Annotated in this window: 27 protein-coding genes; 6 read left to right on the forward strand and 21 right to left on the reverse strand. The window is 39.5% G+C overall.

Translation table 11 applies throughout. The features are described 5' to 3' along the window. Nucleotides 1-96: 96 nt before the first annotated feature. Nucleotides 97-366, reverse strand: coding sequence for a 30S ribosomal protein S15 (gene rpsO / locus PL11_RS00530; RefSeq protein ID WP_035168476.1), 270 nt, complete (start codon nt 364-366; stop codon nt 97-99). 239 nt (nt 367-605) lie between these two features. On the opposite strand from rpsO, the gene rpsT reads away from it, so the two are divergent. Continuing rightward, nucleotides 606-857 carry a 30S ribosomal protein S20 gene (gene rpsT, locus PL11_RS00535; protein WP_035168479.1) on the forward strand — a complete coding sequence of 84 codons (252 nt, stop codon included), beginning with the start codon at nt 606-608 and terminating at the stop codon, nt 855-857. Between the two features lie 79 nt (nt 858-936). Here rpsT and holA read toward each other — a convergent pair whose 3' ends face one another. The 16 genes from holA to pdhA all read right to left on the reverse strand — a co-directional run bounded on the left by holA (nt 937) and on the right by pdhA (nt 17,282). Then, nucleotides 937-1,962 carry a DNA polymerase III subunit delta gene (gene holA, locus PL11_RS00540; protein ID WP_035168482.1) on the reverse strand — a complete coding sequence of 342 codons (1,026 nt, stop codon included), beginning with the start codon at nt 1,960-1,962 and terminating at the stop codon, nt 937-939. A 1-nt stretch (nt 1,963) separates the two neighbouring features. Continuing rightward, the gene (locus PL11_RS00545; protein WP_035168621.1) at nt 1,964-4,006 is read right to left on the reverse strand and encodes a DNA internalization-related competence protein ComEC/Rec2; all 2,043 of its coding nucleotides are present in this window, start codon (nt 4,004-4,006) and stop codon (nt 1,964-1,966) included. 203 nt (nt 4,007-4,209) lie between these two features. Then, nucleotides 4,210-4,686 (reverse strand): ComE operon protein 2, encoded by a 477-nt coding sequence (locus PL11_RS00550; RefSeq protein ID WP_035168484.1) that lies wholly within the window; start codon nt 4,684-4,686, stop codon nt 4,210-4,212. Nucleotides 4,687-4,732: 46 nt separating this feature from the next. After that, nucleotides 4,733-5,488 carry a helix-hairpin-helix domain-containing protein gene (locus tag PL11_RS00555; RefSeq protein ID WP_035168486.1) on the reverse strand — a complete coding sequence of 252 codons (756 nt, stop codon included), beginning with the start codon at nt 5,486-5,488 and terminating at the stop codon, nt 4,733-4,735. 58 nt (nt 5,489-5,546) lie between these two features. Beyond that, nucleotides 5,547-6,584, reverse strand: coding sequence for a SepM family pheromone-processing serine protease (locus tag PL11_RS00560; protein ID WP_035168488.1), 1,038 nt, complete (start codon nt 6,582-6,584; stop codon nt 5,547-5,549). 16 nt (nt 6,585-6,600) lie between these two features. Continuing rightward, entirely contained in the window at nt 6,601-7,080 is a 480-nt protein-coding gene (gene coaD / locus PL11_RS00565; RefSeq protein ID WP_035168490.1) for a pantetheine-phosphate adenylyltransferase, read from the reverse strand. Continuing rightward, nucleotides 7,077-7,637, reverse strand: coding sequence for a 16S rRNA (guanine(966)-N(2))-methyltransferase RsmD (gene rsmD / locus PL11_RS00570; protein ID WP_035168492.1), 561 nt, complete (start codon nt 7,635-7,637; stop codon nt 7,077-7,079). The genes coaD and rsmD overlap by 4 nt, the downstream gene beginning before the upstream one ends. Further along, on the reverse strand, nt 7,634-7,915 hold the full coding sequence (locus PL11_RS00575; RefSeq protein WP_035168494.1) for a DUF2129 domain-containing protein: 282 nt from the start codon (nt 7,913-7,915) through the stop codon (nt 7,634-7,636). The genes rsmD and PL11_RS00575 overlap by 4 nt, the downstream gene beginning before the upstream one ends. A 19-nt stretch (nt 7,916-7,934) precedes the next feature. After that, the gene (locus tag PL11_RS00580; RefSeq protein ID WP_035168496.1) at nt 7,935-9,101 is read right to left on the reverse strand and encodes an FtsW/RodA/SpoVE family cell cycle protein; all 1,167 of its coding nucleotides are present in this window, start codon (nt 9,099-9,101) and stop codon (nt 7,935-7,937) included. 164 nt (nt 9,102-9,265) lie between these two features. After that, a complete protein-coding gene (gene typA, locus PL11_RS00585) occupies nt 9,266-11,101 on the reverse strand; it encodes a translational GTPase TypA (RefSeq protein ID WP_035168623.1) in 1,836 nt (611 codons plus the stop codon). Between the two features lie 90 nt (nt 11,102-11,191). Beyond that, nucleotides 11,192-11,971 carry an inositol monophosphatase family protein gene (locus PL11_RS00590; RefSeq protein ID WP_035168498.1) on the reverse strand — a complete coding sequence of 260 codons (780 nt, stop codon included), beginning with the start codon at nt 11,969-11,971 and terminating at the stop codon, nt 11,192-11,194. Continuing rightward, a complete protein-coding gene (locus PL11_RS00595; protein ID WP_035168500.1) occupies nt 11,964-12,257 on the reverse strand; it encodes a UPF0223 family protein in 294 nt (97 codons plus the stop codon). The genes PL11_RS00590 and PL11_RS00595 overlap by 8 nt, the downstream gene beginning before the upstream one ends. A 143-nt stretch (nt 12,258-12,400) precedes the next feature. Next, the gene (gene lpdA, locus PL11_RS00600) at nt 12,401-13,825 is read right to left on the reverse strand and encodes a dihydrolipoyl dehydrogenase (RefSeq protein WP_035168503.1); all 1,425 of its coding nucleotides are present in this window, start codon (nt 13,823-13,825) and stop codon (nt 12,401-12,403) included. A 7-nt stretch (nt 13,826-13,832) separates the two neighbouring features. Further along, the gene (locus tag PL11_RS00605) at nt 13,833-15,152 is read right to left on the reverse strand and encodes a 2-oxo acid dehydrogenase subunit E2 (protein ID WP_035168505.1); all 1,320 of its coding nucleotides are present in this window, start codon (nt 15,150-15,152) and stop codon (nt 13,833-13,835) included. A gap of 28 nt (nt 15,153-15,180) precedes the next feature. Next, on the reverse strand, nt 15,181-16,158 hold the full coding sequence (locus PL11_RS00610; RefSeq protein WP_035168508.1) for an alpha-ketoacid dehydrogenase subunit beta: 978 nt from the start codon (nt 16,156-16,158) through the stop codon (nt 15,181-15,183). Between the two features lie 2 nt (nt 16,159-16,160). After that, a complete protein-coding gene (gene pdhA, locus PL11_RS00615) occupies nt 16,161-17,282 on the reverse strand; it encodes a pyruvate dehydrogenase (acetyl-transferring) E1 component subunit alpha (RefSeq protein WP_035168510.1) in 1,122 nt (373 codons plus the stop codon). A gap of 288 nt (nt 17,283-17,570) precedes the next feature. Between pdhA and def the strand changes: the two genes are divergently transcribed. Beyond that, the gene (gene def, locus PL11_RS00620; protein ID WP_035168512.1) at nt 17,571-18,131 is read left to right on the forward strand and encodes a peptide deformylase; all 561 of its coding nucleotides are present in this window, start codon (nt 17,571-17,573) and stop codon (nt 18,129-18,131) included. 62 nt (nt 18,132-18,193) lie between these two features. Here def and PL11_RS00625 read toward each other — a convergent pair whose 3' ends face one another. Beyond that, entirely contained in the window at nt 18,194-18,649 is a 456-nt protein-coding gene (locus tag PL11_RS00625) for a hypothetical protein (protein WP_237047499.1), read from the reverse strand. Between the two features lie 222 nt (nt 18,650-18,871). Here PL11_RS00625 and PL11_RS00630 point away from each other — a divergent pair, with 222 nt between their 5' ends. From PL11_RS00630 to PL11_RS00645, 4 genes are all read left to right on the forward strand, one after another. Next, on the forward strand, nt 18,872-19,090 hold the full coding sequence (locus PL11_RS00630; protein ID WP_035168519.1) for a DNA-directed RNA polymerase subunit epsilon: 219 nt from the start codon (nt 18,872-18,874) through the stop codon (nt 19,088-19,090). Beyond that, nucleotides 19,090-20,775, forward strand: a complete 1,686-nt coding sequence (rnjA, locus tag PL11_RS00635; RefSeq protein WP_035168521.1) for a ribonuclease J1 — start codon at nt 19,090-19,092, stop codon at nt 20,773-20,775. Before PL11_RS00630 ends, rnjA begins: the two co-directional genes overlap by 1 nt. Nucleotides 20,776-20,849: 74 nt before the next feature. Then, nucleotides 20,850-21,794 carry a diacylglycerol/lipid kinase family protein gene (locus tag PL11_RS00640; protein ID WP_035168523.1) on the forward strand — a complete coding sequence of 315 codons (945 nt, stop codon included), beginning with the start codon at nt 20,850-20,852 and terminating at the stop codon, nt 21,792-21,794. Between the two features lie 33 nt (nt 21,795-21,827). Then, the gene (locus tag PL11_RS00645; protein ID WP_035168524.1) at nt 21,828-22,787 is read left to right on the forward strand and encodes an ADP-ribosylglycohydrolase family protein; all 960 of its coding nucleotides are present in this window, start codon (nt 21,828-21,830) and stop codon (nt 22,785-22,787) included. A gap of 54 nt (nt 22,788-22,841) precedes the next feature. Here the strand turns inward: PL11_RS00645 and PL11_RS00650 are convergent, their stop codons facing one another. From PL11_RS00650 to rbsR, 3 genes are all read right to left on the reverse strand, one after another. Then, nucleotides 22,842-23,051 (reverse strand): hypothetical protein, encoded by a 210-nt coding sequence (locus tag PL11_RS00650; protein ID WP_035168526.1) that lies wholly within the window; start codon nt 23,049-23,051, stop codon nt 22,842-22,844. A gap of 153 nt (nt 23,052-23,204) precedes the next feature. Further along, the gene (gene rbsK / locus PL11_RS00655; RefSeq protein WP_035168528.1) at nt 23,205-24,122 is read right to left on the reverse strand and encodes a ribokinase; all 918 of its coding nucleotides are present in this window, start codon (nt 24,120-24,122) and stop codon (nt 23,205-23,207) included. A 95-nt stretch (nt 24,123-24,217) separates the two neighbouring features. Beyond that, nucleotides 24,218-25,225: a ribose utilization transcriptional repressor RbsR gene (gene rbsR, locus PL11_RS00660; protein WP_035168530.1), complete on the reverse strand. Its 1,008-nt coding sequence runs from the start codon at nt 25,223-25,225 to the stop codon at nt 24,218-24,220. Nucleotides 25,226-25,284 lie beyond the last annotated feature (59 nt).

Raw genomic sequence — 25,284 nt, forward strand, 5'->3', positions numbered from 1 at the left:
AATTCAGCTTCTTATAGTTTACCATACTTAAGCAAGCAACGAAATTTTGGGCAAAAAAAAGAGCCGAAAAATCGGCTCTTTGGAACAAATTTAATATTAACGACGAAGACCCAAGCTTTGGATAAGGTCACGGTAGCGTGAAACGTCCTTGTTACGTAGGTAAGCAAGTAAGTTACGACGGTGACCAATCTTCTTCATAAGACCACGTTGTGAATGGAAATCTTTACGGTGATCTCTCATGTGACCGTTGATTTCGTTGATGTCAGCAGTTAGTACAGCAATTTGTACTTCGGCTGATCCAGTGTCGCCTTCGTGACGAGCATATTTTTTGATGATTTCGTTCTTTTCACTTTGAGTAAGTGCCATGATATATTTACCACCTTATATTTTTAGTCCAACAACTGAGTACCCGGTAAGTGGCCCCGAAGTACTAAGTTGAAGGTCGTGCTTAACACACAAAGAGTATTATAAGTGATTTAACTTGATTACACAAGGATTTTTTAAATATTCAGTTAGAACTCCCCTTGCAAACACATGTGGTAATCTGTATAATAATGCTTGTTGAAATTTTACTTATAATAGTTATCGACTCGGAGGTGAAACCAATGCCAATTATCAAATCAGCCATCGAACGTGTGAAGACTAACGAAAAAGCACAAGAAAGAAACGCTTCACAACTCAGCAAAATGAGAACTGCCGTTAAGAAGTTTGAAAAAGCTCAAGCTGCAGGTTCAGATGATGCCAAAGAACTTTACATCAACGCCATCAGTGCAGTTGACCACGCAAAGTCAAAGGGATTAATCAAAGCAAACAAAGCTGCTCGTGACAAGTCACGTTTAACTAAGTTAGCTAAATAATAATTAGGTTAAGGCTTCAAGGCTTCAAACCGAATAAAAAAACAGGTTATCGCAACAGTTGTTGTGATAACCTGTTTTTTTACGCTGTCTTTTTCATAAAGTTGACCACGAAAAGTTCAAACAATAATTCTGGAGAACGGGCAGATGATTTCATCTCCCGCTCTATATTGACAAGTCCAAGGTACGCTGTTTTCAATTCGTCGTATGAAAACTTCCGAATTGATTGCAACGCTAATTTGACCCTATATGGATGCACTTTTAAGGAAGACGCAATGTTCCCTTGAGAATAACCGTGCTGTTTTAAAATCATCACCTGAATCAATAATCTAAACTGTTGAATTAAAACTGCATTGATTCTAATCGGTTCGTCGTTTTCCAGCAACAACTGATGGTATATATCTAATGACTTAGTTGGCTGCTTAGCTAACACGGTGTTAACCAAATCGAACACGTTTTGTTCCATTGACTTTGATACAAGGGCAGCCACAGATTCAGAATCGATCCGCTTGGATTGTTGATTATAGATTGTAAGCTTGGGGATTTCATTCATCATCTTTGTCAGATTACCAGATGTTAACTCAAGTAGTTTTTCAAGCGCAGCATCGTCAATGCCGCAACCAGCTTTTGCAACCTCACTCTTGATAATTGCTTTTGCTTCATTTTCAGTTGGGTTACCGATACTGACAACTGTTGCTAGCTTCTTAATTTGTTTAGTAATTTTCTTTCTAGCATCTAATTTTTCATAAGCAGCAAAAATTACCATAATTGTAGATTCCTGCGGGTGTTGCAAGTACTCAATCAATTCATCCAAATCATGATCAATTTTTGACTTTTTCTTGGTAGCTGTTAAAAAGTATGGATGAGAAATCATCACCAACCGCTTCTCACCGAAGAAAGGCATTGAAACAGCGTCCTCAACAGCGTTACTCAATGGTGTTTCTTCCATATCGTAAGTTGACATATTCATTGCTCGCTCTTCTTCAGGAATCAGCTCAGTAAATGTTCGCTTTATTTTATCTGAAAGGTAGTCCTGTGCCCCATCAATAAGGTAAACCCGATCAACGGTGCCGCTTTTGATTTGCTTTGTAAATTCAGAATACTTCATTTTAGCTTCCCTTCAAATTTACGGTTGGAACAAACCGACCGCGATTGTTTCGATAAACATATCTTACCATACCAGAAATTTGCGAATTAATAACCTTCACCCGATTACAACGCAAGGTCTGCATCGTTTCATCGTTTGGATGATGATAACGATTATTTCTTCCTGCAGAAATAAGCGCAATTCTAGGCTTAATCGTCCTAATAAAATCCGGAGCAGAAGACGTTTTACTTCCATGATGGCCAGCTTTTAATACATCGACTTTTAAGTTGGGATAGCGTTGCAAGACTTCAATCTCACCCGCCTGATCCAAATCACCAGTAAACAGCCATCTTTGATGGCCAATATTGCCAAAAACAACCATTGAATCATGATTTTCACCTTTACCAGCAACAAACGGATGAAGAATTCTTAACCCACCAACCAGACAGTTTTGCTTATCTGAAACCGGAACTAACTCAGTTGCAGTTCCAGCTTTCTTCAAACGTTTAATAAAGCTAGGATTCTGATTCATACCTATAGGAACCACTACTCTTTTTACCCGTAACTGCTTCATGTAAGCTGGTAAATCCCCACAATGGTCAGCATCCTGATGGCTTAGCAAAATTTCATCAACCGTATTGATTCCAATACTCTTTAAATAATTAATTCCAATGCGTTCGGCACGATAAGTTTCACTCTGTCGTTGCCACGGTCGCTCACCGAAGTGCACCTTTCCACCCGTATCGATAAGAGTTACTCGGCGATTGAAAGGACGTCTGATTAGGAAACTGTCTCCCTGACCAACATCAATCATCGTGACCTCACCATTCATTGGAAAATGAATCCAAATAAAAGTGCACAAGTACATACAAGATAACCCAACCAACAGTAGTTTCCGACGTGAATTATGGACACTAAGAGTAACCCAGAAAGTAACGACCAGCAAGACAATCGTTATCCAGACTCCAGGTTTTCCAAATACAATCATTCCCGGTAATTCCCCACAAAAATTTAGTGAAGCAGTAAACACAGACACTATTCTTTCTGCAATAGATATCACAATTGGCAGGTCACCAAAAACACTTGCAGCCAATACTAACGGGAAGATAATTACGGAAAATATTGGTAAAAATACCAGACTGGCAAGAATTGACAGGATATGCCACTGGTAAAAATTTTCTAGCAAAATTGGTAGGGATATCATGTTTAACATAACTGTCTTAGAAAATAGTTTCCACTTAGCAGTGGCAATTATCCCTAGAGACAAGGAGTAACTAAGTTGAACGCTAAGCAAATAGGTAGCTTCTGGCAGCCAAAACAGCTGTAAAATTAACGTGATACTCCAGGAGTCTAAACTCGATAGGTCACGGCCAAGTAGCACTGCAAATTGTCTTAATACTGCCATAATAACCGCCCTAAATAACCCAGGGCTACCACCAGCAAATTGAAAGTAAACCACTAAACAGATGATTTTTAATAATGCACTCGTTCGTTTTGGAAATTTAACCCCTGCTAATAGTCTTTCGACTAACCCCAGAAAAAATGCAACATGCATCCCCGAAACAGAAAAGACATGCAATAGTCCTAGTTTTGAACTACCAGTCATTTCTTGATAAAAATCACTATCTCTGACACCAATTACCAATGCCTGGCAATAACGCTTTATGTTTGGTGGATAGTTTGCCGTTCTACATAGCAATCCCGTTCGCAATGCATGTGGCAGTTCATTGATCTGTATTTTTGCTGGTGCAGGGACAACAGTAAGGTTCGTAACGTTAACTAGACTACTAATTCCCTGATGCCGATAGTACAGACCAGTATCAAACTCATTAACATTAGTTGCTGGTTTGAACTTTTCAAGCTTACCAACAACTGTAAGGAAAAGTGGCCCATTATTTCTTTGAATCATCAATTTTTGTGATTCTGAGCTTAACCTTGAAAAATACACCCTTTTCTTATTATCAAAATGTGAGTTGGCAACAAGGTTTATCTGCCCACCATTCAACTTTATCTCATCTGGAAAAATTCGGATTGTTTCGTGAATTTCGGAATTTACAGTCTGCATTTCTACCTGTTGTTTAAAAGTTAAGCAACGCCATGTAAATAGTGTTCCCACTATTAGCGCCACTATCCATAGAACATTAAAATTTAGTTTCCATACTCTTATCGCCCAGAAAATCAAGCCAATCACACCAACGAGAGGATGAAATTCCAAGGCGCTGAGGCAAACTAATAGAATTGCAATAAATATCCATAGTCTCTTAATTATTAATCAGACAAATAGGAGTCAAACGGAATTTTGGTTAGGTCTTCATGAGTTAATTCAATTTTATTCAGCTCAATGTTTTTAAGTTTGATTAATTTTTGAGCATACTCATCATTGTGGTAGTTACGTAGATAGTTAATCTTTTTTATTCCTGCTTGTAACAACATCTTAGTACATTGTAGGCAAGGAAAATCAGTGACGTAGACTTCTGCACCGTCAGTCCGCTCACCAAACTTTGCACATTGCAAAATTGCGTTCATCTCGGCGTGAATCGTTCTAACACAATGACCATCAACAAGGTAGCAGCCTTCATCGATACAGTGAGCATCACCTGCTACTGAACCGTTGTATCCTCCAGCAATAATCCGTTTATCTCGCACTAACACCGCGCCAACAGATAGACGCTCACATGTACTCCGTGAAGCTAATAAAACTGCTTGGGTCATAAAATATTGATCCCATTTGATTCGGTTATCCATTCCGTTCACCTTCCAAGAAATTTATATCGCTTAAAATTATCTCACGTTATACGCAAATTGACGACTTTAAATTTGCAAATGTTTTATCGCCAAATCCGGGAACCTCTTTTAAATCTTCAATCTTCTTAAAATCTCCATGTTCTTTTCTGTATGCAATGATCTGATCCGCCTTTTTCTCACCGATTCCGGTGAGTTCTTGCAACTTAGTTTTGTCAGCAGTGTTCAAATTAATTTGGTTGCCCCCGGATTCGCTATCGGTGGTAGAACTGCCATCGTCATTCGCTGCAGTGACTTCCTCCGATTGGTTGGGATTTGCTGGTGCACCAGCTCCTGCCTTAAACTGATTTCCCTTGATTTCACCACGAATCGGAATGTAAACCACTTGCTGATCAGAAAGTCGTTGAGCTAAGTTAACTTGCTTCTTGTCCGCAGACTTGTTAAACCCACCTGCTAGATCAACTGCATCACAAATTCGCATATTGGGATTAACTTGATAAACGCCAGGATTTCGAACCGCTCCCTTTACGTCCACATAAATTTGTTTGTGACCGCCTGAAGACAAGTTGGTGGTTCGTTGTGAACTCGTCTCTGTTTTTTCATCAGCCGAGCTTGATTGTTCATTAGTTGATAAATTGGTAGAACTGTCTGCTGAACCGACAATATCACTTTGCATTGAAGTTTCTGACTGAGTGTTACCATGAACTGCAAAAACCAATCCCAGCAGAAGAATTGCACTGACTAAAGCAAGGCCGCCGATTGTTTGATACAAGTGATCTTCAATAAATTCCTTGATCCTATCCATCACATTCACCCCTTTCTCAATCTTTAGATACGAAAAAAGAGCTGGAAAAATTCCAACTCTAATTATTTTTTAAATATGATATTGCTTGAGAAAAAGTAGAAATCGGTACGACTTTCATTTTAGGTGCATACTTTTTAGCTGTTTGCTTCGCTACTTCATAGTTCGTTTTATGTCCAGGCTCCAACTTTAGGATTTCTTTTGAAGGCTTAACATAAGGGGCAAGGAATACTTTAGCACCAGCTCGTTTTGCTGTGATGATCTTCTTATCAATTCCGCCAATTTCACCAACATACCCATCTCCATTAATGGTTCCGGTACCCGCAACCTTATTGCCGTGCCGCAAATCTTGGTTAGTTAGCTGAGAATAGATTTGAAGTGAAAACATTAGGCCACCAGAGGGTCCCCCAACTTGGCCAGGATTAACCTTAATCGGGGTTTCAGTCTTAACCTTCACATCATCAGTTAAAGTAATCCCAATGCCAGGACGATTCTTGGCAATCTTAATCAGTTTTCTTGTAATCTTGTGGGTTCGCTTATTTCTAATAAACTGAACCGTTAGTTTTTGACCAACTTTTTGCTTCTTAACATAGTTAACAAAGCCATTAGAGGTCTTGAATGAGTGATTGTCTACCTTCGAGACTACGTCACCCACTTTTAACGCATCTTTAAATTTTGATTTTTTCGACACGTTTAACACATATATGCCCCGATATTTCCGAGTAACTTGCTTATGAGCATGCTTGTAGGCAGTGTAAATCGCCTCTCCAATTGAGCTTTGCATATAAAAATTTTGAACTTTATTATACTCAGTTTCATTTTGGCCAGAGGTTACTGCGTCATCAGATTCGATGGAGTAATGGGGTGCCAACTTTGCATAAAGGTAAGTGAAGGGGCGCGCCCTTGCGATTCCCACTGATGTCAATAGAAACTGCCCTTTATGGTCGTCTGGATGGTTTTTAATAGAAACTACCTTACCAAGGTTAAATGCCTCTCCAGGCCCCTCTATGTATTGTGGCAGTGGTATGGTAATCCCTAAAATCACTAGAATCAATACCACCAAGCTGATTATAAATCGCTTTGAAGATGCTTTTTTCATAAATGAAGAAACTTCCTTATTCGAATTTGGCCCGGAGAGCGGTCGCTACATTTTCCGGAACCATTTTGGTAATATCGCCATTGAATCTTGCAATTTCCTTGATCATCGTCGATGAAAGAGCCCGGTAGTTAGGACTTGTTGGCAAAAAGATAGTCTGGATGTTACTTGCTAGTTGCTCGTTCAAATCAGAAATTGAAATTTCACTATCAATATCGGCGCTTCCCCGGACACCTCGGACCAAGAAATTAGCCTGATGCTTAATTGCAAAATTTACAGTCAATTCTTCAGATTTAGTGACGGAAACGTTGGTCAAGTCAGCTAATGCTCCCTTAACAATATCAACCCGTTCGTCGATTGTAAATAACGTGTGTTTGCTGGTATTAATGCTAACCACAACAAGCACTTTATCAAATAGCTTAGCTGCTCGCTTAATTACGTCAACGTGACCTAGCGTAATTGGATCAAAACTGCCAGCGTAAACTGCGGTTTTTATCATTCGAGTTCTCCTTCGTATTTATAAATTACCAAATTAGTTAAACCATAGTTTTTCCGTTTTAGTTCATTAAATTCACGATAATTTGCTGGAAGTTCAACTGTATTATCTGTTTCAGCAATTACAACTGCGGCGTCACTTAACAACTCTTTATCTATTAATTGATCTAAAACCTGCATGATTTTTTGCTGCTTATAGGGAGGATCGATGAAGACCATATCAAACTTAGTGTTTTTAGCGGCAAGGTCATCCAAGATGCTAAATGAATTGCCCCTAATAACGTCAAAACTGTCATCGTGTAACTTAGCTAAATTTTCGTTGATGGTATCAATCGCTTGTCGAGAACGATCAATCAACACGGCACGATCCATTCCCCTGGATACTGCCTCCATCCCTACCGCACCCGAACCGGCAAACATGTCTAGGAACACCCCACCATCAAAGTAAGGGCCAGTCATGCTGAAGATTGCTTCTTTTAATTTATCGGTAGTTGGTCTGGTTTTATCACCTTTAACAGGGTTAAGTCTGATTCCACCATACTTACCAGAAATAATTCTCATTCTTCTGAATCATCCTCTATTTCAGTTTTCCCAGAAAGTGATTTTAATGCATTATCACGCAATTCCACCTGGCGTGATTCAATCACTTCTTTAACAAAATGCTTTGCATTTAGTTTTGCTACTACTTCATCTTTATCTGCCACATCAACGTACAACAAAGCATACCGCAACCTTTTTGAAAAATAAACCACTTTTCCAAACGAGTTTAAGCTTCTAACTTGCCTAGGTGAATGGAGATATACAATTAATTCAACTCTACTTGCTAATGAAAAATTCAAAGCACAACCTCCTAATTCATCACTTGTTTTCTGCTAGCCGTGTTTGGCGTTGCCGCGCACTAATATTTAATACAATACCGATACAAAACGATAGGGTTAAGATACTTGACCCACCGTAACTAATAAACGGGAAAGTCACTCCAGTGATGGGTAAAGCCCCAACGACTCCACCAATATTGAACAATGTTTGCACAGTTAAATAGGCAGCGACTCCATAGCATATCAAACTCTGGAAAGTATCATCACTCCTGATTCCAATTAAAACTGTCCTAGCAACAATCAAGGTAAGCAATCCCATAATTGCAAGAGCAGTGATCACCCCAAGTTCTTCAGTCAATACTGACATAATGAAATCCGTGTTTGGTTCTGGTAAGTAACCAGTCTTTTGAATACTGTTACCCAGTCCAACCCCTAAAAGGCCGCCATTACTAATTGCATAATACGAATTAACAAGTTGTTGCCCCGCTCCTTGAGCGTGGCTAAAGGGATCTGTGAAGGCCACGATTCGTTGTATCTGGTACGAATGCTCTGCCAAACTAGTATGTGAAAGTGGAATCAACACAAATCTGACCCCAACAATAATTAACGCAATCAATCCTCCAAGAGAAATCATTGCCCGTTTAAATGGCATTCCACTAGTAATCAAGAGGATAAAGAAAATAATGAAGTTAATCGCTGCCCCCCCTGAGTCCGGTTGTAGCAGAATCAAAAGAATGATTATGCCAATTCTAATGAAGGTTCCTCTCATGGTTGCAAGCCAATCAACAAAACTGCCAGTCAACTCATCTTGATGAGTGTCAATCGTATTTGCCACCCTAATTATCAAGAAGAACTTAACAAATTCAGCAGGTTGAATGTTAATTGGTCCTAATCTAATCCACCCAGCTGCACCATTGATAGTTGTTCCAACTAAAAGTAAGCCTAACAAAACTAACATAAATAAAATTTCAATAGTCGACAACAGCTTTTTATTTTTTAATTTGTTGATATTTACCGCAATCATGGTAACCACAATCACCAAACTAATCCCCACAAACAAACTTTGTTTGATCAGGTAACTTAGTGGTGAGCCACCATTTTGCGCCCCGATATTTGCACTCGCTGAATATACCATAATGATTCCCACCGCACACATAATTACATATGGTAAGAAAATATAGTAATCTAAGTTTTTTAAACGATTCATATTCTGTTCCCACACCTAGCCTATTTATTCAATCTCAATACGAACAATTATATCATATACCACTTATAGCAATTTCTAAACTTATGATAATCCAGGGAATTATGTAAAAAAATGCCGCCGACAAATTGTCAGCGGCATTTTATTTTTAATCATAAATCAAATGATTATTGATGTTTTCTACGCTTTGCAGCCTTCTCACGTTCGTTGGTGTTCAATAAACGCTTACGTAAACGAACAAAGTTAGGTGTAATTTCACACAATTCATCCTCGTTGATGAATTCAAGTGATTCTTCAAGTGATAAATGAGTTGGTGTCTTGATTCTAGCCATATCATCTGAACCAGCGGCACGAACGTTAGTTAAGTTCTTACCTTTAGTGATGTTTACGGTAATATCGTTTTCACGGTTATTTTGGCCAACAACCATTCCTTCGTATACTTCAGTACCTGGATCGATAAGTAAAGTACCACGGCTTTCAATACCCATCATTGCGTAAGTTGTTGCCTTACCTGAGTTCATTGAAACCAAAGTACCCTTTTGACGACCTGGGTTCCAGTTCTTAATAACTGGCATATACTTTTCGAAAGTATGGTTCATGATTCCGTATCCACGTGTAAGTGAGAGGAATTCAGTTGAGTATCCGATCAAACCTCTAGAAGGTGCAAGGAATGTCAAACGAGTTTGGCCATTACCAACACTTTCCATGTTTTGCATTTCTGCTTTACGTTGTGAAAGAGTATCAATGATTGAACCAGAATATTCTTCTGGAGTATCGATTTGAACTGATTCAAAAGGTTCGCTAAGAACATTATCAATCGTCTTGTAGATAACTTCTGGACGTGATGCTTGTAGTTCATATCCTTCACGACGAAGGTTTTCAATCAAAATTGAAAGGTGAAGTTCACCACGACCTGAAACGGTCCAAGCACCTGGATTGTCAGTATCTTCAACTCTAAGTGAAACATCAGTATGCAACTCACGTTTCAAACGATCTTCCAATTGACGAGCAGTAACAAACTTACCATCTTGACCTGCAAATGGTGATGTATTAGTACCAAATGTCATTTGTAGAGTTGGTTCGTCAATTCTAAGCACTGGCAATTCTTCTGGATGAGCTGGGTCAGTTACAGTTTCACCAACACTGATTTCATCCATTCCTGAAACGGCGATTAAGTCACCAGCTTTTGCTTCGTCAATGTCAAGACGCTTGAGACCAAAGAATCCCATAAGCTTAGTAACGCGGAAGTTTTGTGTAGTACCGTCAAGCTTCATAACAGTAACACTATCGCCAACCTTGATCTTTCCACGGAATACACGACCAATACCAACACGGCCAACGAAATCGTTGTAATCCAATAAAGCAACTTGGAATTGAAGTGGTTCGTCAGAGTTGTCAATTGGAGCTGGAATATCCTTAACAATAGTGTCAAAGATTGGCTTCATTGTGTGTTCTTGGGTGCTAAGATCTGAATCATAACTTGATGTACCATTCATTGCTGAAGCGTAAATAACTGGGAAATCCAATTGTTCTTCGTCAGCACCAAGTTCGATAAATAGATCAAGAACTTCATCCACTACTTCTTCAGGGCGAGCACCCTCACGGTCGATCTTGTTAATAACAACGACTGGTGTCAAATGTTGTTCAAGAGCTTTTTTAAGCACAAAACGAGTTTGTGGCATAGTACCTTCAAAAGCATCAACAACTAGCAATACACCATCAACCATTCGCATGATACGCTCTACTTCACCACCGAAGTCAGCATGTCCTGGTGTGTCCAAGATATTGATTTGCTTACCGTTGTAACGAACAGCGGTGTTCTTTGAAAGGATAGTGATTCCACGTTCCTTTTCAATATCATTAGTATCCATGGCACGGTCTTCAATTTGAACGTGTTCTTCTAGTGTATCTGATTGTTTAAGTAATTCGTTAACTAAAGTTGTCTTACCGTGGTCAACGTGGGCAATAATTGCAATGTTACGAATATCGTCTCTTGTTTTCAAGTTCGGTTGCTCCCCTTCGTTTGTAAAATCAATAAGTTCATTTTCAACAAATATTAGCATAAAAAAACTGTGACAATCGTCACAGTATGACTACTTCTTTACTATCGTAAGAATGTCTCGATGTGCATTTTCTGTCGCTAATAATACCGGTTTTGATGATAACACACCCAATTGTTGTCCGTCAATAGTTGTCATCTTAAGTCCTAATGTTTCAGCAAAGATTTTTCCAGCACCAAAATCCCAAGGCTTTAAATAGGAAATATATCCGATTAACTCACCCTTAAAAACAGAAATCATGTCTATACCTGCACTGCCATAGATTCTCATTCCTAACGAAGTCTGGGCAATGTCTTGCATATGAAAATTATCATTAATGACAAGTGGCCCACTTAAGCCGATTAATCCGTCACTTAAATTGGTATTTTTCACTTCATCAATTTTAGTGGAATTTAAATAAACCCCGTATTCTGGCCCGCCGTAAAGCAATTCATTATTGATCACATCCATAATGAACCCCAAAACTCCTTGACCATCGATATAAAGGCTAATCATCATGGCAAAGTGGTTTCGCTGTTTGACAAAGTTCATCGTGCCGTCAATTGGATCAACAATCCATATCCTGCCATCAATGTTGTCAACTTGGTCACCAAAACCTTCTTCTCCTAGAATTTTCGCTTCTGGATCAAATTGGCGAATCTTACTAACGAAAAACTGTTCGTTCGCCCGGTCAATGTTAGTTACCAAATCACTTCTACCACTTTTGGTGTCGACTTTTAGCCTGGAATCAATTTTTCTTAATACATTATCCCGAGCTTCAACCAGCCAGTTTCTAACAACCTTCACGGTGTCCTTTAATTCATCACTATTCATTATCGTCACCAACTTTAATGAATTTTGCATCAGTCTGTTCGAATTGCTTAATTACGGTATATGCTTCAAATCCAGATGCCTCAGCAAACTTCTTTTGTAGTTGGCGCTGCTCTGATTTTGCCGGCACAATGTCCCTAAACCGATCGTAAGCCATTTTAAAATCATCTCGGGCAATTCCCCGATTAGTTTCGTAGGCAGCTTCTACAGCGTTATAAAAAGCAATTAAATCAGAAATTTCAGAAACACTTATTCCTTCAATTAAAGGGTATTCATAATTTTCTGCCATTTTGTACTCTCCAAAATTTTATTAATTTAATTATAAGCTACCTTATGAATATACAAAAGGAATTTCACAAACTTGTAAATAAAAAACTCGGAAAGCCAAATGACTTTTCGAGTTTTTTTGATTGGTATTAATTTTTCTTGGTATTAAACGTGAGTTGGGAATCCAAGAGCAATGTCTGCAGCTTCTTGAATTGGTTCGCTCAAAGTTGGGTGTGGATGAATCGTTAATGAAATATCTTCAACGTTCATGCGCCCATTTACTGCCAAACTAAGTTCAGCAATCAAGTCACTTGCACCAGGGCCAACAACTTCCCCACCAAGTACTGTTCCTTCATCCTTTGTGAAAATCAAACGAACAAATCCGTCAGCTTCATAAAGAGAAACAGCCCTAGCATTACCAGCAAATGGGAATTTAGCCGTCTTTACTTCTAGTCCTTGGTCCTTTGCTTGTGCTTCAGTTAACCCAACAACCGCTAGTTCTGGGTCAGAGAAGCAAACTGCAGGTACGCCAATGTAGTCGTTAGCAGTCTTGTTACCAGCAATTGCACCAGCAGCGACCTTTCCTTGGAAGAATGCCTTGTGAGCAAGAGCTGGACCTGAAGCAATATCTCCAATTGCAAAGATGTGCTCTGATGCGGTTCTACCCTGTTCATCTGTTTTAACTAATCCACGGTCATCTAATTCGACCTTAGTGTATTCCAAGCCAAGCTCGTCAGTATTTGGTTTACGACCAACTGTAACCATGCAGTAATCTGCAGTAATAGTTGCTTCCTTACCATCGGCTTCATAGGTAACAGTAACGCTCTTGTCATCTTGTGCTGAAGATTTAGCCTTAGCACCGGTAATCACATCGACACCCTTTGCTTTTAACTGTTTCAAGACGACAGCTACCATATCCTTGGTAAAGCCAGCAAGAATCGAATCAGTTCCTTCAATGATTGTTACGTGAGCTCCTAGATTTGCGTATGCTCCGGCAAGTTCAGTACCAACGTAACCACCACCGATAACTACAAATTCTTTGGGAACTTCTGGCAAGTTCAAACCACCAGTTGAGTCAATTACCCTGCCCTCAAATTTGAAACCAGGAATTTCAATTGGATGTGAACCACTTGCGATGATCAAGTTATCAAAATCGATCACTTGACCATTGTTATTATCCATAAATTGGCGAGGACCTACAGGCATAACCCGTAAACGAGTATCACTGTCCAAAACAGCTTCACCTTGAATAACTTCAACTTTGTGCTTCTTAAGTAACATCGAAACACCATTAGTCATCCGGTCAACAACGTCGTGTTGTTTCCATTCTTGAGTTTTTGAAAAATCAATTGTAGCACCCTTGCTTGTAATTCCATATTCACTGGAATCATTAGCTTCTTGCAGGTGATGTCCAGCAGCAATCAATGCTTTTGAAGGAACACAGCCAACATTTAGACATACACCGCCAAGTGTATCTGATCTTTCAATCAACGTAACTTTTTGGCCAAGTTCGGAAGCCCGAATGGCAGCAACATAGCCACCAGGTCCAGCTCCGATAATAACCGTTTCTTTCTTTTCAGCATCAGCCATTATTCAATCATCCTTCCATCAATAGCATATCTGGATCATGAAGCAATTTGTTCAACATGTTTAGAGCGTTTTGAGCCAATGCACCATCAATTAAACGGTGATCGTAACTTAATGATAGCTTCAACATGTTGCCGACTTTAATTTCACCATCGTCATCAACATATGGTTCCTTGGCAATTTTACCAACACCCAAAATTGCAACTTCAGGATAATTGATAACTGGAGTGAACCAGCCACCACCAATTGAACCAACGTTACTAATTGTGATTGAACCACCGCTCATCTTGTCTGCAGACAACTTATTGTCATATGCAGCTTGGGTGTTTTCAGTAATTTCCTTAGCAATTTCAAACATACCCTTTGAATCTGCATTCTTAACGTTTGGAACGTAAAGTCCATGTTCAGTGTTAGTTGCAATACCAACGTTGTAGTAGTGCTTGTAAACAACTTCTTGGGTAGTGTCATCGATTGATGCATTCAATTCTGGATAAGCTTTCATAACGGCAACCAATGCTTTAACAACGTATGGCAAGAATGTTAAGTGAATATCACGATCCTTTGCCATTTCTTTGTAGCGCTTACGGTTGGCCATCAAAGCTGTGACTTCAACATCATCAAATGATGTAACGTGAGGAGCAATATCCTTAGATAAGCGCATTTGCTTAGCAATCGCTTTTCTGGTCATTGACATCTTTTCACGAGTTTCAAGTTCAGGTGCTGAAGATGAGTATGGTTGAATTGGAGCGCCTGCTGGCTTGTCGCCTGATGTGGCAGGGGCAGCAGCTTGTGTAGGAGCAGCTGCAGCAGCTGGGGCAGCACCGCCATTAAATCCATCAATATCAGCCTTCGTAACTTGGCCATGGTTTCCAGTAGCAGGAACAACTGAAATATCAATTCCTTTGTCACGAGCATATTGACGAACTGAAGGCATTGCGAGAACCAGCTTATTTGGATCCGCAGCGGCAGGAATTGCACTGCTTGCTGCAGGTGCGGGTGCTGCATCAGCTGCTGGAGCTGGACTTGCCTCAGCGGCTGGAGCTGCTTGTTCAGCTGAAGCGGCTGGAGCCTCATCATCGCCGGTGTCAGCAGAACCGTCGTCGATAACAACTAAAACGTCACCGATCTCTGCAGTTTCCCCCTCTTGTTTTTGAATTTCTTTGATTGTACCTGCAACTGGTGAAGGCAATTCAGAAACTGATTTATCGTTTTGAATTTCAACTAAAGGATCATCTTCTTTAACGGTGTCACCTGGTTTAACTAGCCAAGTAGCAACTTCACCTTCGGCCATTCCTTCTCCTAGCTCTGGGAGTTTAAACTTGTAAGCCATAGGGTCAAACTTCCTTTCTTATTTAGAATTAGTAATTCAAGATTTCACGTACTTTTTCTTCGATATCGTCTGCATTTGGTAGCCAGTCGTTTTCAGCCATTGCAAATGGGAAGACACTGTCGGGTGCTGCAACTCTACCAATAGGTGCATCAAGTGACATAATCTTGTTTTCAGCAATTTCAGAAGCGACCTGGGCGCCAACTCCAGCCATTTTCTGTGCTTCTTGAACTAGAACGACCTTATGAGTTTTTTCAACTGATGCGAAGATGGTATCAGTATCAATTGGAGAAAGTGAGCGAAGGTCAATTACTTCAACTGAAATGTTTTCTTTTTCTAGCTTTTCGGCAACCTTCAATGATTCGTTAACCTCAGCACTGTAAGCCACGATGGTAATATCTTTACCTTCACGAACTACATTTGCTTTGTCTAGCGGAACAGTGTACTTACCTTCAGGAATTTCGTCTTTCATTGAACGGTATAACTTCAAGTTTTCCATAAATAACACTGGATCGTTGTTTTCAACAGCTGAAATAATCAATCCTTTAGCATCATATGGGTTTGAAGGGGTAACCACTCTAAGTCCTGGAACTCCAGTAAAAATGTTTTCCATAGAATCACCGTGAAGTTCAGCGGTATGTGTACCACCACCAAATGGTGTTCTAATTGTAATTGGCATTGACATCTTACCGTTGAAACGGAAACGGTTACGAGACATTTGACCAACAATTGAATCAACTGCTTCAAATGTAAATCCCATAAATTGAATTTCTGGAATTGGTCTCCAACCAGTAACTGCCAACCCAATTGCTAAACCTAAGATTCCTGATTCAGCTAATGGTGTATCAAACACACGGTCTTCACCATGTTTTGCTTGGAGTCCATCAGTAGTTCTGAAAACTCCTCCGTTTTTACCAACGTCTTCACCGAAAATAAGAGTCTTTGGGTCGTCTTGTAAAACTTGATCTAATCCTTCGGTAATTGCTTTAATATAAGTTAGTTTAGCCATGATTACTTCGACTCCTTTGCTTCGTATTTTTCAATGTCGCGTTGAACGTTTGGAGTTGGGGTTTCAAAGGTTGTCTTCAAGAAGTCGGTAACCTTTTGTTCTGGTGCGGCTTCGGCATTCTTCATAGCTTCCTTAAATTCACCCTTGTATTGTTCAACAAGTCCGTCTTCTTTAGCTTGATCCCAAAGTTTCTTATCAGTAAGAACCTTTCTTAAACGAATTAATGGGTCACGATCGAACCATGGTTTTTCTTCATCTTTAGTACGGTAACGACTAGGATCATCACCGGCTGAACTGTGGGCACCGAAACGGTAAGTTAAGGTTTCAACCAGAACTGGGCCATTTCCTGCTGCCGCGAATTCACGAGCTTCTTTAGCTACTAGGTAGGTTGCTAAAATATCCATTCCATCTACTTGTGTAGCAGGAACACCTGAAGCAACACCCTTTTGAGCTAATGTTTCAGCTGCAGTTTGCTTATGGCGAGGTACGGAAATTGCAAATCCGTTGTTTTGAACAAAGAATACAGCTGGTGCTTGGAAGGCACTCGCAAAGTTGATTCCTTCATAAAAATCACCTTGAGATGTTCCACCATCACCAGTAAATGCATAAGCAACTGTGTTCTCTTCCCCGTTCTTCTTGATACCAAGAGCTGCTCCTGCAGTTTGTACGTACTGAGCACCAATAATAATTTGAGGGAATAATGAACGTGTTCCTTCTGGATTATATTGGTTTGCTAAGTAGTGTCCCTTGGACCATAGGTATCCTTGTTCAACAGTTGCACCATGTTGGATCAATTGTGGTAAGTCACGGTATGCCGGAAATAGGTAATCTTGCTTCTGCATTGCATGGGCAATTCCCATTTCTGAAGCTTCTTCCCCGTAGGTAGGAGCATAGAAACCAAGTCGGCCTTGACGTGAAAAGTTCATGGTTTGTTCATGGAGCGTACGTTCCCAAACCATCTTTTCCATCAAAGTAACTAATTCGTCGTCGCTGAATGTATCGAATAGTTCCTGGTCAACTATCTTTCCATTCTCGTCGATAACTTGAACTGGTTTCTTGTATGGATCGCTCATTGTTGATTTGATCTTGGCAAAGTCAACAACTTGCTTACTCTTTGCTGCCATATAAATAACTTCCTTTCCTAAAAAGCTAGACTTGTGATGCACAAACGATCTTTTTACAACCACAAGTAAAATTTAGCATTGTTTCTGAAAATTTGCAAGCCCTTACAACTGCTTTAGAGCAACTTTTTCACTGCTTACCTTTTAAAAGTAGTAAACGGGTTTCACTATATTTTCATTTCTCGACTTTGTGAAAAAATTAATAAGGCTTAGTGATAACGCTCCATGGTATTTTTTGGAAATTTACGCTAAAATAAGCTGTAGAAAATTTTTACTTCGGAGGTTTTAACTTTGTTTCTTATGAAAGATATCGTCCGTGATGGAGATCCAGTATTACGGCAACAAGCTGAAAAGGTCAGCTTTCCCCTTTCGGATGAAGATCGTAAGTTAGCTCATGATTTAATGGAATATCTTGAAGTGAGTCAAGATCCTGAATTATGTGAGAAATACGGTCTCCGTGCTGGGGTTGGACTAGCTGCTCCTCAAGTTGGGGTTTCAAAAATGATGGCTTCAGTAATGGTACCTGCTGAGGATGAAAATGAAGAGCCTGTTTTCAAAGATGTAATTATTAATCCAGTTATCGTTTCAAATTCAGTTCAACGCGGAGCTCTGACTGAAGGTGAGGGTTGTCTCTCAGTGGATAAAGATATCCCTGGATACGTTCCTCGTGCAGCTAGAATTACGCTTGAATATACTGATGTTGATGGCAAGGACCACCACTTACGTTTAAAGAACTACCCCGCCATCGTGTGCCAACACGAAATTGATCACTTGCATGGAACTCTGTTCTATGATCACATTGATAAAGAAAATCCGTTCTCAAAGACTGATGACGAGGTTTTCATCTACTAATGTTTAAGCTAACTAAAAAATCTCCCGAATGGCAATTTTAAAAATTGTCTCGGGAGATTTTTTTATGTTAAACGATCTAAATCTTCTACATATTCAATTGTTGTCTGGTTAACCATAAATGCGACATCAAAATGAAGCTTATCCTCCAACTCCCAAACATCGGTTAACCGAAACACAGATTGGTCATTCTTCACAGCACTTGACTCAAAATGATGATGCTTGCCATACTCATCAAGGCTCGTAGTTAATTGCTGGCGAAATTCATCCGCTGATAAATTAGTTTTGTCTTTAGCAATTTCATATTCAAACGCCATTACCCCGCGACCCCAAACTTTGGCAATCTCTTGGGACCTGATGGGTAGAATATCTACCTTTGTTACTAGCTCCGGTAGAACACCATTTACCGCTTGATCAACAACCTTTTGCCCCATTTTGAGTCGTTTTCGAGTTGGCCTAGATACAAACAAGTAATGAATCAAATTGTATACGATCAGTGCAAGTATCAATCCAATGATCACTTGAAAGAAAAGCACCATTTCATTCACCTCAGTTTCTTAGCCTAATTTTACCACTTAAAGACAGCTTGTTTCAGGACAAAGCTACTATCAGTTGGGTTTATATACTTATTTTTACAGTTATGGTAAACTACAAATATTAGTTGTGTTTAAAAGCAACCACCTGTGCGAAAAGAGATCACTGATTTCTTAAAAAAACAGAATAAATTTAAAGGAGTTTTTTCAATGATTTTTAAAGTATTGTACCAACCTCAGGAGAACGAAAACCCAAGCAGAGAGAACACTCAAAGCTTGTACCTAGAAGCTGATACTGAAGTAACAGCTCGTCAACTAGTTCAAGATAATACCAATTACAACATCGAATTTATCGAACCTTTAACTGGTAAGCACCTTGAATACGAACAAGAAAACCCAGATTTTAAACTAACGGAGTTCGATAAATAATGAAAAAACTAAACGTCAAAAATAACGAAGCTGCTATTTACGGCGTTGGTGGTTTAGGTGAAATTGGTAAGAATACTTACGGAGTTCAATTTCAAGACGAAATAATCCTAATTGATGCCGGAATTAAATTTCCGGAGGATGAACTTTTAGGGGTCGATTACGTTATTCCGGACTATCAATATATCGTAGATAATAAGGATAAGATTAAAGCTTTAGTAATTACTCATGGTCACGAAGACCACATTGGTGGAGTGCCTTACCTATTAAAAGCACTTAATGTTCCAATTTATGCTGGGCCATTAGCCATGGCTCTCATCAAGAATAAGCTTGATGAGCATGGCCTATTAAATAGTGCCGAATTACACGAAATTGGTGAAGATACTGTTCTTAAATTCAGAAAGACAAGCGTTTCTTTCTTCAGAACAACCCACTCAATTCCAGATACTTTGGGAATTGCGGTTCACACTCCTGTTGGTGTGATTGTTGAAACTGGTGACTTTAAGTTCGACTTGACTCCAGTAACTAAGCAAGCACCTAACCTTCAAGCAATGGCTAAGTTAGGTGAAGAAGGCGTTCTTTGTTTAATGTCTGATAGTACGAATGCCGAACGGCCAGTTTGGACAAAGTCTGAAAAATGGGTCGCTAATTCAGTTGCTCATATTTTCGACCAAATTGAAGATCGGATTATTTTCGCAACTTTCGCATCAAACATCTCAAGAATTAAAACGGCATGTGACAACGCCCTTGCACACGGCCGTAAAATTGCTGTGTTCGGTCGAAGCATGGAAGCAGCTATCGTAAACGGTCGCGAGTTAGGATATTTGGAAATTCCAGATGAAGCCTTTGTTGACGCCAACGAATTGCAATCACTTCCTGCAAACAAAACAATGATTCTATGTACTGGATCACAAGGTGAACCAATGGCCGCCTTATCAAGAATTGCTAACGGAACTCACAGACAAATTTCAATTCAACCAGGAGATACAGTTATTTTCTCAAGTAACCCAATTCCTGGTAACACCACCAGTGTTAATAGCGTTATCAACAAGCTTGAAGAAGCTGGTGCAAACGTCATTCATGGTAAGGTAAATAACATTCATACTTCTGGACACGGTGGTCAAGAAGAACAAAAATTGATGTTGCGATTAATGAAGCCTAAATTCTTCATGCCAATCCATGGGGAATACAGAATGCTTAAAATCCATACCGAACTTGCTGAAGAATGTGGTGTGCCTTTAGACCACAGTTTCATCATGCAAAACGGTGATGTCTTAGCCCTTTCAAAGGAAAATGCTAGGTTTGCTGGACACTTCCAAGCTGGCGATGTTTACATCGATGGTAGCGGAATTGGTGATATTGGAAATATCGTACTGAGAGACCGTCAATTACTTTCTGAAGAAGGAATTGTAGTGGTAGTTTCAACTATTAATCTTAAAAACCAAGAGATCCAATCAGGTCCAGATATCTTATCGCGTGGATTTGTTTACATGCGTGAATCTGGTGAACTACTTGATGAAGGTCGTCGTCTCGTATTTAAGACAATTCGGAAGGCAATGCGTTCAAAGAAAGTCACTGAATCAACGATTCGTAACATGGTAATCGATGAACTACAAGAGTTCTTGTACGAAAAAACCGAACGTCACCCAATGATTTTACCAATGCTAATCATTAGTGAAAAAAAATAATCGTGTAAGTGGCTTGAACCTGAAAAAGGTTCAAGCTATTTTAATACATAAAATTAAAACTAGGGGGCACTACTATGGCGGAAAAGTTTTATTTCGTCGTTAATGAAGCTGCAGCTGGTGGGAATGTAGCTAAACTTTGGCCGAAAATTGATCAACGATTGAACCAACTAAACGTCACACACTCAGACTTCAAAACTAATTTTAAAGGAGACGCCGTTCGTATCGCAAAAAAAATCTTAGCTGCCGATTCGAGCAAAGAATCAGTTATTGTTGCTGTTGGTGGTGATGGAACGCTTCACGAAATTCTTAATGGCTGCAAACAGTACTACGCCTCCCATCCAAGTGAACACCAGGTTCCAATCACGTTTCTCCCTGTCGGGTCTGGAAATGACTTTGCTAGAGCAATGAAAATTTCCGACAACTGGTCTGTTGCTTTGGATCAGATTCTACGAGTTTCCAGCCCCCAATCTCTCGTGGTCGGTGAATATCAGGAGAATCTACGTGGCACACATGGTTACTTTATTAATAATTTTGGGATTGGTTTAGACGCAACAATCGTTCACGATGCTAATCATTCTCAAGTTAAGCACAGCAAAATCTTTGGAAAATTCAGTTACATCCTGGCAGCCTTGCATGTAATTAGGACATTTAAGCCCGTACCAACCACAGTGATTACTGATTTTGAAAGACACCACTTCAATAATGGATTTTTGATAACCACAACTAATATCCCCTATTTTGGCGGGGGAGTTAACATTGTTCCCACTGCTTCCGCTCACGCCAATAATCTTGATTTAGTGCTAATAGAAAAACCTTCTTGGAAACAAATAACATCATTTATTTGTCATTTGCTGGTAAAAAAACATTTAAATCTTAAATTCGTTAATCATTTTTCACAAAAACACTTTACAATAGTAACTAGAGAGAAAAGATTTAGCCAAATTGATGGCGAAGAAACACCAAGACAGGAGTTTGATGTAAGTTTCAGTACTTCAAGTTACCCCTTTTGGATCAAGTGATTGAATTAATCTAATGACACCGAGGTTTTTCTCATGTATTCAACCAGCTACTTACTTCTACAGGCAACAACTGCCGTCGCAATCGGTGACGCTTTAGGAGTGCCCGTACAGTTCAAAGACCGTGCAGAACTACTTAATAAACCCCTTGACCAGATGATTGGTCATGGATTCTTTGACCTTCCCAAGGGAACATGGTCAGACGATACTTCATTAACATTAGCTGCTTTGTCTAGTCTCAGTTTTGGATTTAATATGCACGACATGATGATGAGATTCGCGCAGTGGTATGACTTCGGTCAATACACTCCCTTTGGAAGAGCATTCGATATTGGTCGCACAACGCAAGCCGCAATCCTCCGATTTAAACATGGAACTGAACCCACGAAATGTGGAGGTAACAAAGAGTCTGATAACGGTAATGGTGCCTTGATGAGAATGATGCCATTAGCCTTTTATATGCTGTCTCAAAATACTCCATACAAATTCAATAGTGTGACTGCCAACTTGTGTGAACAATACACTTCAATTACCCACCGTCATCCACGAGCCCTAATTGCCTCTGCAATCATGGCAAACGTCACCGCAACCATTATCCTAAATCCAAACAAATACGCCATGCTTAGAGCAATCAGAGAAGTTCTGGAGTATTATCGGAATATTCCTAGCTTTGCAGGTGAAATCAGACTTTTCGAAAAATTCGATGATCCCAACCATTACCGCACTGAAAACGGAGAAGTTCGTAGTTCTGGTTATGTGATCGATACTCTAGACTCCGTTTTTTGGTGCCTTATGAATTCTGAAAAATACAATTCTGCAGTTAAAAAAGCAGTTAACATGGGAAACGACTCTGATACCATCGCTTCAATTACCTCAATGCTTAGTTCCATGCTTTACGCGCCAGTGTCATTTCCACACGAATGGCTTAACGCACTTAAAGGGAGAACCCAAATTAAGTGGATTGTTGCAATGGCATTGCAAACTGAATATTTTTAAAAAGAAAAACCGGATTCACAACTAGTTGTTGTGAATCCGGTTTTTTTATTGAGATTAATCCTCAGAAGCATTCATCGCTTCAATAACCATGCTCAACTGAGCACACTTAGCGTTTAATTCATGCATTTCATCGCCAAATTTAGGTTGGATCACTATAGTGTCGTCTGTTCGACTTGCTGCAGTGTTTGCTTCCTTGCTCTTTAATTGATTTAACTTTGTTTCTGCCTGTTTAAACTCTTCAAGAATTTCTAACTTATTACTCATAGCTAAAACCCCTTTAAGTGATTAAAATATCCGCAAATCGAATATAACACCTAAACTCCATTATGTTAATTTAAATTTCTGTTTTACCAACGAATTGCATATTACCAGATAAAAATAGACAAATCAATCTTTTCTGAAAACATTTTTGATTAATTATTTGTATTCAGCCGCAATCTCTTTACTGGTAGGGATTGAAGGCAATGCACCAGCTCTTTGAACGGTAATTGATGATGCTTTTTGTGCGTAGACAAGTGCCTCCTCAACGTTAGATAAATCTTTTTTCACTTGGGAGCTAAATGCACCTATAAATGTATCACCTGCCGCAGTCGTGTCAACCGCCTTAACCTTAAATGCCTTTACAAACCCACTATCATTCTTAGTATGATAGTATGCTCCACGATCACCCACAGTAATTATCAAATTATCAATTCCCATTTCGGAGAACTTGGCAGCATTATTATCCATCGATTCCGTGTCGTCAACAGTGATCCCAGTCAAAGTAGCGCTCTCAGTTTCGTTTGGAACAATCAAATCTGTAACTGCTAATAGACCATCAATTATTTCAGTGGCAGGAGCTGGGTTCAAAATCGTAGTAACTCCATGTTTCTTAGCAATTTCAAAAGCCCGAAGAGTAACATCTTGAGGTGTCTCAAATTGAGATATCAAAATATCTGCACTTGCAATTAAATCTTCACATTCGTCTGCCATTGCTGGTTTGATTGCTTGGTTAGCTCCACCATAGACCATAATACAGTTTTGGCCAGCTTCGTCTAATAGGATAACTGCAGATCCAGTTCCCTCTTCAGAGATTTTACTAATCTTTTCGGTATTGATTCCATTGCCATTTAAAGCATCAACCATGAAACCACCTAATTCATCATCACCAACCTGACCAATAAAACTGGTATCGGCACCCGAACGAACAGCAGCAACTGCTTGATTAGCTCCCTTACCACCAGCTGAATTTGTCTTAGACTGCGCACTGATTGTTTCCCCTGGTTTTGGCATCTGTGCGATATGCAGAGTTGTATCAACATTTAAACTTCCTAAAACAACCACTTTATTTGTCATTGTTAGTTACCCCTTATTTAACGTTTTAAAATTGGATAAAACCTTTCACTAAAGAATGGTACCAAAAACCCATCCCATTCACAAGCTAAACGCGATTAATTGATTTTCTTAACGCTGTCACGTTCAACTAATGACACCGGCAACGAAATCTTTTGATTTTCGATGCCCTCATTTTCAATTCTTTGAATGATCAGTTTTGCAGCATTAGTCCCCATTTCAAATGCAGGTTGATGCACAGTTGTTAGCTTAGGTGTGAAGTACTCACTTAAATCAATATCATCATAGCCCACAATTGAGATATCGTCTGGAATGGAGAATCCAGACTCTTCTAAACCTCGATACAACCCAAATGCCATCTCATCATTGATGGCAAAGACTGCAGTTGGTTTATTAGCAATCACCTGTTCAGTAGCCCCATATCCGCCGAGCTTAGTCAATTCAGCCTCAATAATCTGATCTTGGTTAATCGAAACATTGTTTGCTTTATATGTGTCTAAAAAGCCTTGTAAACGATCCTGAATGTTTCTGGTAGGTTTTACTGCAGTTACAATTGAAACACGCTTATGCCCGTTTTTTATCAAATATTCGGCTAGTAGCTGGCCACCATGGTAATTATCAACGTCAACCATGTCACCTTCATGGACGGGGGCCTGATCAATTAACATGTACGGAATCTGATTTTGGCTAAGCACATTGTCAATGTAGCTCAAGTCAGACACTGCTGAAGCAATAATCATCCCATCAGCCGCTCTGCGCACAGATTCAAACAGGTAGCGAGATTCCATCTGTTCATTATTGTTTGAACCGAAGATCAATGGTACATAATCCTGTTTAATTGACTCATCCTCGATTCCCCGTAAGAAACGACTAAAAAATGGGTTGTTGATATTGGGCACCAACACACCAATTGTTCTACCAGATTTTCTAATTAAGCTTTGCGCATTAAAGTCGGGGACGTATCCCAATTCGCGTTGAAGTGAATTGATTTTATCAATGGTTTTTTGGCTAAACCGTTGATCTTTACCGTTCAAAATTTGGGAAACGGTAGTTACGGACACTCCCGCAATTTTTGCTAAATCAGTAATTGTCACTTTTTTAGTCATTGCTTTTATCCATCCAATCATTCTTATTAATTCGATTATAACAAATAAAAGCACTAAAC

Source organism: Lentilactobacillus curieae, assembly GCF_000785105.2.
GTDB classification, from domain to species: domain Bacteria; phylum Bacillota; class Bacilli; order Lactobacillales; family Lactobacillaceae; genus Lentilactobacillus; species Lentilactobacillus curieae.